Source organism: Denitromonas ohlonensis (assembly GCF_007625205.1).
In the GTDB taxonomy this organism is placed as follows: Bacteria; Pseudomonadota; Gammaproteobacteria; order Burkholderiales; family Rhodocyclaceae; genus Nitrogeniibacter; species Nitrogeniibacter ohlonensis.
Genome location: NZ_VMNI01000008.1, coordinates 1 through 13,424, shown reverse-complemented (window position 1 = coordinate 13,424; position 13,424 = coordinate 1). Strand labels below are relative to the sequence as shown.

Annotated in this window: 10 protein-coding genes; 4 read left to right on the top strand and 6 right to left on the bottom strand. The window is 65.7% G+C overall.

Going from position 1 to position 13,424, the window contains the following annotated elements:
- Window positions 1-133 precede the first annotated feature (133 nt).
- Window positions 134-2,590 (bottom strand): Lon protease family protein, encoded by a 2,457-nt coding sequence (locus FHP89_RS09880; protein WP_144175624.1) that lies wholly within the window; start codon window positions 2,588-2,590, stop codon window positions 134-136.
- A 25-nt stretch (window positions 2,591-2,615) separates the two neighbouring features.
- On the opposite strand from FHP89_RS09880, the gene FHP89_RS09875 reads away from it, so the two are divergent.
- A complete protein-coding gene (locus FHP89_RS09875) occupies window positions 2,616-2,807 on the top strand; it encodes a hypothetical protein (protein ID WP_144175622.1) in 192 nt (63 codons plus the stop codon).
- Here FHP89_RS09875 and FHP89_RS09870 read toward each other — a convergent pair.
- Window positions 2,795-3,673 carry a spermine/spermidine synthase domain-containing protein gene (locus FHP89_RS09870; RefSeq protein ID WP_144175620.1) on the bottom strand — a complete coding sequence of 293 codons (879 nt, stop codon included), beginning with the start codon at window positions 3,671-3,673 and terminating at the stop codon, window positions 2,795-2,797. The two genes, FHP89_RS09875 and FHP89_RS09870, sit on opposite strands and share 13 nt — an antisense overlap.
- 151 nt (window positions 3,674-3,824) lie before the next feature.
- On the opposite strand from FHP89_RS09870, the gene FHP89_RS09865 reads away from it, so the two are divergent.
- Together FHP89_RS09865 and mgtE are read left to right on the top strand one after the other, a co-directional pair.
- A complete protein-coding gene (locus FHP89_RS09865) occupies window positions 3,825-4,700 on the top strand; it encodes a lytic transglycosylase domain-containing protein (RefSeq protein ID WP_260851551.1) in 876 nt (291 codons plus the stop codon).
- 185 nt (window positions 4,701-4,885) lie between these two features.
- Window positions 4,886-6,517 carry a magnesium transporter gene (mgtE, locus tag FHP89_RS09860; protein ID WP_186300233.1) on the top strand — a complete coding sequence of 544 codons (1,632 nt, stop codon included), beginning with the start codon at window positions 4,886-4,888 and terminating at the stop codon, window positions 6,515-6,517.
- 98 nt (window positions 6,518-6,615) lie between these two features.
- Here mgtE and FHP89_RS09855 read toward each other — a convergent pair whose 3' ends face one another.
- The 3 genes from FHP89_RS09855 to FHP89_RS09845 all read right to left on the bottom strand — a co-directional run bounded on the left by FHP89_RS09855 (window position 6,616) and on the right by FHP89_RS09845 (window position 10,542).
- Window positions 6,616-7,617: an asparaginase gene (locus FHP89_RS09855; RefSeq protein WP_144175618.1), complete on the bottom strand. Its 1,002-nt coding sequence runs from the start codon at window positions 7,615-7,617 to the stop codon at window positions 6,616-6,618.
- A complete protein-coding gene (locus FHP89_RS09850; protein ID WP_144175616.1) occupies window positions 7,617-9,017 on the bottom strand; it encodes an aspartate ammonia-lyase in 1,401 nt (466 codons plus the stop codon). Before FHP89_RS09850 ends, FHP89_RS09855 begins: the two co-directional genes overlap by 1 nt.
- 67 nt (window positions 9,018-9,084) lie before the next feature.
- Entirely contained in the window at window positions 9,085-10,542 is a 1,458-nt protein-coding gene (locus tag FHP89_RS09845; RefSeq protein ID WP_144175614.1) for an alanine/glycine:cation symporter family protein, read from the bottom strand.
- Between the two features lie 261 nt (window positions 10,543-10,803).
- Between FHP89_RS09845 and FHP89_RS09840 the strand changes: the two genes are divergently transcribed.
- Window positions 10,804-11,616, top strand: a complete 813-nt coding sequence (locus FHP89_RS09840; RefSeq protein ID WP_144175612.1) for a helix-turn-helix domain-containing protein — start codon at window positions 10,804-10,806, stop codon at window positions 11,614-11,616.
- 140 nt (window positions 11,617-11,756) lie between these two features.
- Here FHP89_RS09840 and FHP89_RS09835 read toward each other — a convergent pair whose 3' ends face one another.
- Complete coding sequence (locus tag FHP89_RS09835) at window positions 11,757-13,250, bottom strand: PEP-CTERM sorting domain-containing protein (RefSeq protein ID WP_144175610.1); 1,494 nt, start codon at window positions 13,248-13,250, stop codon at window positions 11,757-11,759.
- Window positions 13,251-13,424 lie beyond the last annotated feature (174 nt).

The following is a 13,424-nucleotide window of genomic DNA, read 5'->3' as shown; positions in this document are numbered from 1 at the left end:
CCTGTTGGGCTCGCTACGCTCAACCCAACCTACTCGACTGCCCACCGTCGGTGCCGGACACGTCGGCAGACGGGCACGAAGGTGTCGGCCGGATCGGGTGGGCGGCAAGCCGCCCACCCTACGGGAATCAGCCTCAATCGCCGGCCGGGGTGTCCCGCTGACGTGCTACGCCGCGCCCGCGATGACGCGAGATACGGCTGTTCTCGTCCGGGCTGGCATGTCGGCGGGCGGCCATGTCGGCCAGGGCGGCGGCGACTTTGTAGTTGATGCTGTTGCGCGGCATGGCGCCTTTGCTGTCGGGGGCGCCGGCGGCCAGGCCGGTGAGGATCTGCATGGCCTGGTCGACGGTGGTCACCGCGTGCACATGGAAGCGCCCTTCGCGGGCGGCGGCCACCACGTCTTCGCGCAGCATCAGGTGGCGCACGTTGGGTGCGGGGATCACCACGCCTTGATCGCCGGTCAGGCCCTGCGCGAGGCACAGGTCAAAATAGCCTTCGATCTTTTCGTTCACCCCGCCAATCGCCTGCACCTCGCCAAACTGGTTCACCGAGCCGGTGACCGCGAGATTCTGCCGGATGGGCACCTGCGCCAGCGCCGACAGCAGCGCGCAAAGTTCGCCCAGCGAGGCCGAGTCGCCCTCCACCGGGGCGTAGGACTGCTCGAACACCAGGCTGGCGGTGAGTGACAGCGGCTGGTGGCGAGCGTAGCGCGCGGCCAGAAAGGCGGTGAGGATCAGCACGCCCTTGGAGTGGATCGCGCCGCCCAGATCGGTTTCGCGTTCGATGTCGACCACGTCGCCTTCGCCGACGCGGGCGGTGGCGGTGATGCGCACCGGATGGCCGAAGTGCTGGCCGGCCAGCGATACCACCACCAGGCCATTGACCTGGCCGGCGCGCTCGCCGGAGGTGGAGATCAGCGTGGTGCCCTCGATGATCGACTGGCGCACCTGCTCGGGGTAGCGCGCCATGCGTCGGGCGCTGGCGGCGAGTGCGGTGTCGATGTGCGCCCTGCCAATCGCCGGCGCCGTCTCGCCGCGGGCAAAGTGGTCGGCCTCGCGCATGATGTCGGAGATCAGGCGGGTGTGCAGGGTCAGGCGGTCGGCGGCTTCGGCCAGCCGGGCACCTTCCTCCACCAGCCGTGCCATGGCGCCGCGGTCCAGCGGTAGCAGCTGGGCGTTGCGTGCCAGGGTGGTGAGCAGGCGGGCGTAGCGTTGTTCGTTGTCGGGCGTGCGCGGCAGGTCGTCGTCAAAATCGGCGGCCACCTTGAACAGCTCGCCAAACTCGGGGTCGTGGTCGGTGAGCAGGTAGAAGGTGTCGCGGTCGCCGATCATCACCACCTTGAGCGCACAGGGCGCGGGCTCGGGCTCCAGGCTCAGCGTGCCCGACCAGCTCTGCGCCTCGGCGGGCGGCTCGATGCGGATCTCGCCGCTGCGTAGCGCGCGCTTGAGGCCTTCCCAGGCATAGGGCTGGGCGAACATGCGGTCGGCGTCGAGGATCAGATAACCGCCGCTGGCGCGGTGCAGGGCACCGGCGCGGATCAGGTTGTAATGGGTGACCACGTTGCCCATCTGGGTCACATGCTCGATGCGGCCGATGAGGTTGCCGAAGCCGGCGTTGGTTTCGTGCACCACCGGCGCGCCTTCGGTGGCGGTGTGGTCGACCAGCAATTTGATCTGGTAGCGGTGGAAGCGGCTGCCGTCTTCGGCGGGGGTGTCTTCTTCTTCCTCGCCGGGGCTGATCCAGTTGGCGCCGGAGTCGAGCAGGTCCTTGCGGATGGCGTCGAAGAAGGCCAGCACCTGCGGCAGGTCGGCGTATTTCTCGCGCAGCGGGCGCAGCAGCAGCGCCACGGCGGGGCCGAGCACTTCGCGTTCGGCGCGGTCGATGGCGTCGCGCAGCTCCTGACGCCAGCTGGGGAAGTCGTCGAGCAGGTCGGCCAGGCGGTCGCTCCAGTCGCCGACCTTCTTTTCGACGGCGGCCTGTGCGTCCTTGGGTTGGGCTTCGAATATCTCCGGCGTCATCGGTTCGCCATCGACCGTCGGTGCAAACACGAAGCCCTCGGCGGTGCGCAAAAAAGCCAGCCCGTCGGCATGGCATTGCTCGCCCAGTTCGCGTAGCGCGCCTTCCTCGCGCGCCTTGTGCGCTTCTTGCAGGGCCGACACGCGGCCTTCATGCGTCTCGCTGTCGAGCGCGTCGTCAATCGCCGGGCCGAGTTCGCGGATCAGGGTCTGCATGTCGGTGCGCAGCTGCGCGCCGCGTCCGGCCGGCAGGCTGAGTAGCTGCGGGCGCTGCGGATCGTCGAAGTTGTGCAGGTAGCACAGGTCGGGCGGCACGGCGCGGGTGGCGGCGTGCTCCTTGAGCAGGCGGTTGACGATGGCGTGGCGGCCGCTGCCGTGCGCGCCGAGCACAAACACGTGGTAGCCGGGCTGGTGCATGGCCAGCGCAAAGCGCAGCGCCTCTTCGGCCCGGCCCTGGCCGAGCGACACGGTGGCGTCGGGCAGGCCGGTGAGTTGCTCGGTGGTGTCGAAAGGAAAGCTGGCGGGGTCGCAGAGGGTGCGCAGGCGGTGGTCGGGCAGGGCGGGCGAACCGGCCATGGGAGCGTGCTCCGGAGAAGAGGGGATGCGCAATGTTAACCGAAGCCGGACCGGGCGGGTCGATGCTGCCAATGCGGAAGACGACGATGGCATCACGTACTTCACGAGCCCGGCGGCAGGTGCCATCAATGGCGCGCAGCGTGCCGAGGTGAGTGCGGTCGAACAGGGCCGGCGCGGTGTCGTTGATGGCGCGGATCTGGCCGCTCAGTGGCCGTGATGAAACGCCCGCTGCGCCAGACGCAGCTTGGCGGCGCGTTCCAGCTGGTCAACAAAGTCCGGAAAATCGAGCTGACAGCGGTCCTGCCATTGCAGCGCCAGTTTGCGCAGCCGGCGCCAGTCGGGGCGAAAGGCCCGATCGTTGAACGCGAACAGCAGGTGGTTGCCGTCGTCGCGAATCGGAAGAAGGATCACGCGGTCATCGAAGACGTCGAGCGCCGTGCCGATCAGCCCACCGTAGAGCGATGGCTCGCCGGCCAGGTTGATGACCAGCATGCCGCGCGCCGAGAGCTTCTCCGCCGCGTTTTCAAAGAACACCCGGTTGCCTAGCGTGGGCGCGTAGCCCGTGGCGTTGAAGGCATCGACCAGCAGCACGTCGATGCCTGCCTCGGCATGTGCCAGGTAGTCGGCGCCGTCGGTCTGAAGGATCTGCAGATGCGCATCGTCTGGCGGCACCCGGAAGGTGTCGCGCAGGGCGATCACGTCGGGGTCGAGCTCGATGGCGGTGAAGTGCGTCGTGGGCAGGTGCTGGCGGCAGAACTTGACGATCGAGCCGCCGCCCAGGCCAATCAGCGCCATGCGTTGCGGCCGCGGCATGAACACCATGAACAGCATCATCTGCTGGGTGTAACGCAGGGCCAGGGCGTTGGGCGAGCGCGTACGCATCGCGCTCTGGATCAGGCGCAGCGTGAAATACAGGGTGAGGTGCTCGCCGTCATCGACGACGAAGGGCCGGGGGTAGCGGTCGTCGAGCAGCTGGGCGCTGAGCGCGACGGGATCGGCAGTCGGGGGTTCGAGCAGCAGCACACGGCCCGGCTCGGTCATGAAGGGGCTGGGGATCTCGAACAGCGACGGCTTGGGCGGCATCAGCGCGAAAACAGCAGAAACGGGAGGCGTCGATTCTAGCGTGTTGCCGGCATGGGCTGGGCGTCGCCTGAGCTAAAGTCGCGGCGCGACGAGGACGTTGTCACTACAGGTGTCACGGAAACCGCCGTGTGTTTGAGGTAGCTTGTTTCCCATGGTCCTGGCAAAACTGAGTCTTCGAGTGCTGTTGTGCGCGGTGTTGGCCGTGGTGCTGATGCCGATCGCGGCGCGCGCCGAGGGGGGCAGCCTTTTCCCCGAGGAGGCGCCGGTTGTTGCTCGCCTGCTGGACGACGGCATTGCCGCCGAAGCGGTTGGCTTCGCCGCCGGTGCCGAAGCCCGCTATTGCTGGGCGGCGCGGCTCGGCAGCGTCGAGGGGCAATATCGCCTCGGCCGCTTCTATCAGACCCATCCGCGGCCAGGGGTGGGCCCCACGGTAGCGACCACCTTGCTCTCGTTTGCCGCGCAGCGCGGCCATCTGGCGGCGCAAAAGCGGCTGGCCGGGCGCGCGCCCGGTCGCATCGACACCCCGGCCTGCTTCGAGCAAGTGCTCGATCTCGCGGTCATCAAGACGCTCGGCCGTGTCATTTCGCGTCAGGAAGTCCAGCGCTATGTCGCCGCGCTGCCGGTCGGTCGGCGTTCGCATGCGCAGATGGTGCAGCGCCTCGCGCCGCGCTTTGGTGTCGATCCGCGTTTTGCGCTCGCCATCGTGCGCAACGAGTCCGGCTTTGATCCCAAGGCGCACTCGCCCAAGAACGCCATGGGCCTGATGCAGCTCATTCCCGAAACCGCCAGACGCTTCGATGTCGCCGATGCCTTCAACCCGGAACAGAACGTGCGCGGTGGGCTGGCCTACCTGCGCTGGTTGCTCGACAAATTCGACGGCGATATCGCCCGCACCGCGGCCGCTTACAACGCGGGCGAAGGCGCGGTGGTGCGCTACGACGGTGTGCCGCCCTACCCGGAAACCCGTGAGTATGTGGCGCGGGTGCTGGGTTTCTATCGCGCCAGTCAGCATGTGGCGCCGGGCTGAGGGGCCGGGGGCGCCGGCTTCAGCGTGTGTTGGAATGCAAGGTCTGACCCGATGTCGACTTGTGGTGGCGCCGTGGCACACCTTGGTGGGTGGCGCATGGTCGGCCTCGTCTTCCTGACGTGTCACAATGTCGTGCTGCGCCATCCCGGCGCAATGGATAAATCTAGCGAATAACAGGCGACGGTATGACCGATCAGGCGATGGACAGCGTGCGCACGGAGATCGCCCAGATCATCGATGCGCTCGAGACGGGCAAGTACAAGCGGGTGCGCAAGCGCCTGCGGCACATGCATCCGGCCAAGATCGCCAGCCTGATCGAAACCCTGGATGACGCGCTGCGGTTGTCAGTATGGCAGCAGGTCGACGCCGCGCATGAGGGGCGGATTCTCGCGCACCTGACGCCAGAGCTGGCGCGCCAACTGCATAGCGAATCCGGCGAGTCGATATCCACCGAAGAGGAAGCGGCTGCAGCCAGCGAAGCGCATCACGCCAGCACCCAGATGCGCGAAGTGCGTGAAGCGCTGGCACTGGGCAAGCTCAAGCGGGTCGGCAAGATCCTGCACGCCATGCACCCGGCCAAGGTCGCCGGGCTGCTTGAATCCTTGCCGCCCAAAGAGCGGGTGGACGCCTGGAGCATGGTCGAGACCGACCGCGCCGGGAAGGTGCTGAGCTATCTGCACGACGAGAGCTGCGCGGCGCTGGCGATGGAGATGGACCCCGAGGATCTGGTCGTCGCGGTGCGCCGGCTCGATCTCGATGACCTGGTCGACTTGATCCAGGCGCTGCCCGAAGAGGTCGGCCACCAGTTGCTGCAGGCCACCGACGAGCGCCACCGCGAAAAACTCGTGTCGATGCTCTCCTACCCGGAGGACTCTGCCGGCGGCTTGATGAACACCGACCACATCTCCGTGCGCCCCGACGTCAAGGTGCAAACGGTGCTTGGCTATCTGCGCCTGCTCAAGACCCTGCCGGTGCAGACTGACAAACTGATGGTGGCCGACCGCAAAGGCGTCTATCAGGGCGCGCTGCGCCTCAGCACCTTGGTGACGGTGCAGCCCGAGCGGCGGGTGGCCGATATCATGGACACCGAGATCCCGGCCATTCCGGTCGACATGCCCGACGACGAAGTCGCCCGCCTGTTCCAGGATCTCGACCTGCTCTCCGCCCCGGTGGTGGACGAACACAACAATCTGATCGGCCGGATCACCGTCGATGACGTGGTCGACCAGATCCGCGAAAGCTCCGAGCGCGCGATGATGAACATGGCCGGTCTCGACCAAGAAGCCGACATCTTCGCCCCCGTGCTCACCAGTTCGCGGCGCCGTGCCGTGTGGCTGGGCATCAACCTCGTCACCGCCTTTCTCGCCGCCTGGGTGATCGGTCTGTTTCAGACCACGCTGGAGCGCGTTGTTGCGCTCGCTGTGCTCATGCCCATCGTTGCCAGCATGGGCGGCATCGCCGGCAGCCAGACGCTCACCCTGGTGATCCGTGGCATGGCGCTCGGCCAGGTGGCCGGCGGCAATGCGCGCGCCTTGTTGAGCAAGGAGATGGGCATCGCTGCGCTCAATGGTGTGGTGTGGGCGGTGGTGGTCGCCGGGCTGGCGGTGGTGTGGTTTGGCGACTGGCAGATTGGCGGCGTCATCGGCGCCGCCATCCTCATCAACCTGCTGTTCGCCGCCCTGGCCGGTCTCATCGTGCCCCTGGTGCTCGACCGCATGGGCATCGACCCCGCGCTGGCCGGCGGGGTGATTCTCACCACCGTCACCGATGTGATCGGTTTCTTTGCCTTTCTCGGGCTGGCGACGGTGGTGCTGTAGGCGCGCGCGATCTGGCCGGATGAATCCGGCCCTACGACCGCGCGCGTGTCGATGGCCTTTGTAGGGCCGGATTCATCCGGCCTGGGCCGCGCCCCGCCTCACGCCATCTCCCCGCACAGCGGCCGGCCGATTTGCGCGCGCACGGCCGCCGCGTCGCCGCCCTCGGCGAGCAGCACATGCAGCTTGGCAAAGGCGGCCTCGGGCGTCATGTCGCCGCCCGGCACCACGCCGATGCGGTTGAGCACCGCGCCGGTGGCGTAGGCGCCCTGGGCTACCGGGCCGACCGGGCACTGGCTGGTGTTGAGCACCACCACGCCGCGGTCCACGGCGCGCGCCAGCGTGTCGATCAGCGCGGCGTCGCCGTCGGGCACGTTGCCCACGCCGTAGCTGGCGAGGATCAGGCCGCGCACGGCGGGGGGTTGGAGCAGGGCGTCGACCACCCGCGCCGGCAGCCCCGGCCAGATCGGCAGCACCGCCACCGCCTCGGGATCGAAGTCCGGCAGCGTGAAGCGCCTTTCGGTCGGCGCCAGCAGGCGCTCGGGGTGGACGGTGATGTCGATGCCGATGTCCGCCAGCGGCAGACAGTTGGGTGAGTCGAAGGCGTCGAAGGCGACGCTTTTCAGCTTGCGGCTGCGGTTGCCGCGCAGCAGGCGCTGGCCGAACAGCAGGCCGACTTCGCGCACCGTGCCGCCGGCGGCGATCTCCAGCGCGGCGCGCAGGTTGCCGTCGGCGTCGCTGCGCGGCAGCAGCAGCGGGATCTGCGCGCCGGTGAAGATCACCGGCTTGTCGGTGCCGCGCAGCAGGAAGGACAGCGCCGAGGCGCTCCAGGCCATGGTGTCGGTGCCGTGCAGCACCACGAAGCCGGCGTAGTCCGCCCAGCGGCTGACCAGCGCCTCGGCAATGCGGCGCCAGTGCGCCGGTTGCAGATTGGCGCTGTCGATCAGCGGGGCCAGCTCGATGATGTCGCAGGCCGGCGCGCTCGCCGCCTGCAACCGTGCGCCGAGCGCCTCGCCGAAGCCGGCCATCGGCCGCAGGCCGTCGGGCGAGCCGGTCATGCCGATGGTGCCGCCGGTGTGGAGGACCAGCACGCGGGCGTTCATCAGGCGGCGCGCTGCGGCGCGAGCATCGATTGCGGGCTGAGCAGCAGGTCGAGCTGCGCGGCGCTGAGCAGACCTTCGCCGATCACCAGCTCGCGCACCGTGGCACCGCTGTGGAGCGCCTGCGCGGCGATGCGCGAGGCGTTGGCGTAGCCGATGTGCGGCACCAGCGCGGTGATCACGCCGATGCTGCGGTCCACATGCGCCTGGCACTGTTCGCGGTCGGCGCGGATGCCGCGGATGCAGCGCGTTTCGAACATGTGGCAGGCCGCGCCGAGCATCTTGAGCGAGTTGAGCAGGTTGTAGACGATCAGCGGCTCCATGGCGTTGAGCTGCAGCTGGCCGGCTTCGGCCGCCATGGTGACGGCCAGATCGTTGCCGATGACCTGGTAGGCCACCTGGTTGACCGCCTCCGGGATCACTGGATTGACCTTGCCCGGCATGATCGACGAGCCCGGCTGCATCGGTGGCAGATGGATCTCGCCAAAACCGGTGCGCGGGCCGCTGGAGAGCAGGCGCAGGTCGTTGGCAATCTTGGAGAGCTTGACCGCCAGGCGCTTGAGCACGCCCGAGAACAGCACGAAGGCGCCCATGTCGGAGGTGGCCTCGACCAGATTCGCCGCCGGCACGATCGGTTTGCCGGAGATCTCGGCCAGGTAGCGCACCGCCAGCGCGGCATAGTCGGGGTGGGTGTTGATGCCGGTGCCGATGGCCGTGCCGCCGAGGTTCACCTCGCACAGCAGGCGGCACACATCGTTGAGCCGCTCGATGTCTTCGCCGAGCGTGACCGCAAAGGCGTCGAACTCCTGGCCGAGCGTCATCGGCACAGCGTCCTGCAACTGCGTGCGGCCCATCTTCAGTACGTCGGCAAACTCGCGGCCTTTGGCTTCCAGCGCGGCCTTGAGGCTGGCGATGGCGGCGATCAGCGGCTCGGTGGCCAGTTGCAGGCCCACACACACCGCGGTCGGGTAGGCGTCGTTGGTCGACTGCGACTTGTTCACATCGTCGTTGGGGTGCAGGTACTCGTAGGCGCCCTTGGGGTGGCCGAGCTGTTCCAGCGCCAGGTTGGCGATGACTTCGTTGGCGTTCATGTTGGTCGAGGTGCCGGCGCCGCCCTGGATCAGGTCGACCACAAAAGCGGCGTGCAGCCGGCCGTCGGTGATCTCTTCGCAGGCCGAGAGGATGGCCGCCGCCTTGTGCGGGGCGAGCAGGCCGAGGTCGCGATTGGCGCTGGCCGCGGCGGCCTTGACCATCGCCAGCGCGTTGATGAAGTGCGGAAAGTGGCTGATCGGCACGCCGGTGAGGGCGAAGTTGTCGACCGCGCGCTGGGTCTGCACGCCATACCAAGTGTCGGCCGGCAGGCTCATGTCGCCGAGCAGGTCGTGTTCGATGCGGGTTGTCATGGGGTTCGATCCGTGAAGTCGGAGAAGGCCCGGGGCCGCTGCGGCCCCGGGGTGTCAGGGGTGAAGCTCAGGCCGGTTGCAGGCGGGCCTTGGCGTTGCGCGCGAGGTCTTCGGGCTCGATCACCCAGGCCTCGGGGTCGATGTCCAGATCGGCGAAGCGCTTGGCGTCGAACACCGGTTCTTCGATACCCGCGGCAATCTGCTCGTCGTAGTCGCGCATGATGCGCAGCCCCGGCTTGAACAGCATTGCCAGCGCCAGCAGGTTGGCCAGGGCGAGGAAGCCCATGGTCACGTCGGCAAAGGCAAACACCGTGCCCAGGTCAGTGGTGGCGCCCCAGCCGCACAGTCCGATCGCCACCACGCGATACGCCGTGGTCAGCGGGCGGTTCTGATCGCTAAAGTAGCTCAGACTGTTCTCGCCCAGGTAGCAGTTGTAGATGATGGTGGTGAAACCGAACAGCATCAGCGCGATACTCACGAAGACGCGCCCCCACTCGCCCACATGGCTGGCCAGCGAGGCCTGCGTCAGCGCCACGCCGCCGATGTCGGTGGCCGCGCCCGGCTCATACACCGTGCCCAGCAGGATGATGAAGGCGGTGCAGGAGCACAGGATCAGCGTGTCGATAAACACCGAAAACGCCTGCACGATGCCCTGGTTGGCCGGGTGCGGCACATAGGCCACGGCCGCCACGTTGGGCGCGCTGCCCAGGCCGGCCTCGTTGGAGAACAGGCCGCGCTTCACGCCCATCAAAATGGCCGCGCCGATGCCGCCGCCGATCGCCGGCTCCAGGCCGAAGGCGCTCTTTACGATGAGCGCGATCACGCCCGGGATCTGCTCCAGGTTGAGCACGATCACCCCCACCGCGATCAGCAGGTAGCCGATCGCCATCACCGGCACCAGCACCTCGGCCACCTTGGCAATGCGCTTGACGCCGCCGAACAGGATCACCCCGATCACCACCGCCAGCACCGCGCCGGTGGCCAGCACCGGAATGCCGAAGGCGTCTTCAAACGACGTGGCCACCGCATACGACTGCAACGCCGTGAAGCCAAAACCGAAGGTCATCAGCAGCAGCACCGAATACAGCGCTGCCAGCCAGCCCCACTTGGCGCCCATGCCGCGGGCGATGTAGTGCGCCGGGCCGCCGCGGTAGGTGCCGTCGGGCTCGGCCTTCTTGTAGGCCTGCGCCAGCGTGCATTCAAAGTAGCTGGTGGCCATGCCGATCAGGCCCACCACCCACATCCAGAAGATCGCGCCCGGCCCGCCGAGCGTGATCGCCACCGCCACGCCGGCAATGTTGCCGCCGCCCACGCGGCCGGCCACCGACAGCATCAGCGCCTGGAACGAACTCAGATGGCCGTGCTGGTCTTTCGAAAAAGCCTGGTTCGCGCCGAGGATGCGGAACATGCGGCCGAAATAGCGAAACTGCACGAAGCGCGAACCGATGGTGAACCACAGGCCGAGGCCGATCAGCACCACGATCAGCACTTTGCCCCACAGGAGGTCGTTGAGCAGATCAAGCATGACGCGGCCCTCCGCAAACGGTCAGTCGGCGGGCGGTCGTGAAGGGCAAAGAAACTAGGGTTGTGTGCATGGCAGGTCTCCATCTGCGGCTGCAGCCGCTGTTGTGTTTTTCATGCCGGACGGCAAACCCATTTCAACAAGCGATGGGCCACACGACAATTTGACGGAGTGGGTCAAAACGTAGCGCATTGGCGCGCAAACTGCGCCATACTGCGCCAGACGCAGTCAATGACGGGCACGTATCTACCCCGGGAGCCCCCCATGCACGATGATTTCGCGCGCAACCTGCGCCTGCTGTGCAGCTACTACAAATCCATTGCCGAAGTGTGCCGGCGGCTCAATGTGAACCGCCCCCAGTTCAACCGCTACCTCAGCGGTCGCTACCGCCCCTCGGCCAACACCCTGCGGCGCTTCTGCGAATTCTTCGGCGTCGAAGAACACGAGATCCTGCTGCCCAGCGCCCAGTTCGAACGCTTGGTGCAAGTGCGCCCGCGCCACACCCCCGCGCCCGAACCCACCGCACCCGAAGCCCCACACCTCGCCCACCTCAAGGCCATCGGCACCGCCGGGCTCGACAAATACCTCGGCTACTACTTCGAGACCTACCGCTCGATGGCCTGCCCCGGCAAGATCCTGCGCACCCTGGTATGCCTGGAACAACGCGACGGCCGCGTCTACTACCAGCGCACCGAACGCCTCGTCGAACACCCGCACGAAAAGGCCTACCACGGCATCTACCTCGGCATGGCCCACTTCCTCACCGACCGCATCTTCCTCGCCGACTACGAATCGCTCACCGGCCTGGAAATGACGCAGACGATCCTCTTCCCCTCCTTCAAGAACCGCGTCACCCGCCTCACCGGCCTCAAGCTCGGCGTCTCCGGCAGCGGCGAACGCATGCCCTGCTGCGCGCGGGTGGTGTACGAGTTTCTGGGTCAGACGATTGATGTGCGGCGTGCGCTACGGTTGTGTGGCTTGTATGATCCGGATGATGCAAGGGTAGATGCCGCGACGCGGGCGGCGGTGGTGAATGATGTGATGCCGGGGGAGTGGCATTTTCGAGGGCGGTTTTGAGAGGATGCTCAAGCGCAACTCGTGTTCATGGGTGCGGTGTTGAAATACGATATTCACGCGCAGTCGTTGGCAGGTGGCTGGTGCGCGGCGCTGTCGTTGGCCGCGTATGGATGCGACTGGATGCAGGGCGCGGCGCAGGCTTAAATTCGCCCTGGTGCAATGGTGACGCTACTGGGCCGGCCGGTGGTTGCCGGCTTCCGCGTGCGTTTGACCCGAAGCTTGTGTTGCACTCCCAACACAAGAACTGCGCTTGCGAGCAGCAGTAACGTTGCCGGTTCTGGGACCGAGACCATGTAATGCATGCCAATCATCATCCGGTCAGTCGCGGAAAGTGGTCGAATACCTTCCATGACATCGAAGCCGGTTTCGGTCAGCACGCCGTCGTCGCCCATGTTGTGGTCGAGGCCGAGTGCGTGCAGAAACTCATGAGCCGCAACATTGGCGATGTAGTCGCCGTTCGGGATATCCAGCGTGTTGGCGTAGAGGTCGATAAAACCTCGTTCGATCTCGCCATGGGCCTCGCCTTCGATGAAAATTGCGCCGTCGGGTGAGACGCCGCCGTTACCACCGACCTTGGTCCCCGGAGGCGGAATAATGCTCACGTCGATAATGCCGCTTGTGACATCGGCGGGAGGCTCACCATCCACATACATGACTTGGATCTTGGGTATTCTGATCAGAATCTGATCAATGCCGTTCTCGAAATTTTCTCGATCCGAGTCATTAAGTGCTGCCGGGATGTAGATCTTGATCGTGCTGGGTTCCTTCCAGCTGGCAGTGCCCAAGTTTCCTAGCTTGATAAATCCGGCGTTTGCCTCGCCGACGAAGAGTGCGGCAATGAGCACGACCAGGAAGTAGGAACTCAGTCTAACCAAGCGGGCTATCGGACGTGCCAACGAAAGCCTATCTATCGCATGTTTGAGGCCAATAGCTTGCCGTCGTGTACGTATTCTCCCACTCCAAACCAATCCACCAAATCCAATGCCGAGCAGAAACAAGCTGGTCGGCTCTGAAACAAACTGCACACGCCCGGCAATTTGTCCGCCAAGCTGGTCGAATGTGCCCGCCAAGAAAATTTGGTCCTGAGTCAAGGACACTGTCACCGTTGCCAGCCCGGTTCCATCACTTGGACCGATGCTGTCATCGGTCTGATCAACGACGTCCCCAAACGTGATGCCAAACAGCGTCTTTCTATACTGACCCTGCGAAATTGTGTGCCGAGTGATTCCGTCGTCAAAAGTATGTTCGATTTTCGGTGCAATTGTGTGCCGATCTGTAATCCAGTCCACGATGCCATCGATGAACGCGACCGAGTCGAAATTGAGTCCGTCAATAGCCGCAGCCAGATCGACATAACTCCATGAGCCCGTGCCGTCCCAAATGTCCCCACCAACATTACCGACGCTGGTATAGCCTCCTGTGTTTGTCGTGAGATCGAACACCCCGGTGAATGTCATCGAGACTGCTTGTCCGGCATACGTTCCGGTCAGATCGAACATCCAGCCGTTCGCCGAAAAATCGCTTGAGTTGAAGCTCATGACATCGCTGGACAAGCCATAGACGTCTTGCATCATTGACACCGTCATGGCCACCGTCTCGCCAACGACAAAAGCGTTCTTTTCGACCGCCGTCAACAACCCAGCCCGAACCGGATTTGCGAGGGGGCCGCATAACGACTAAGGTTAGATCGTGATCGCGAAGCGAGCCACGATCTGAACCGTTTGTTGGACGAGCCCGGCCCTCGGGCAATTTAGCTCGACTCTTCCCCTGCAAATATCTCTCGATGATCCGCCCCGAACGGGGCGGTT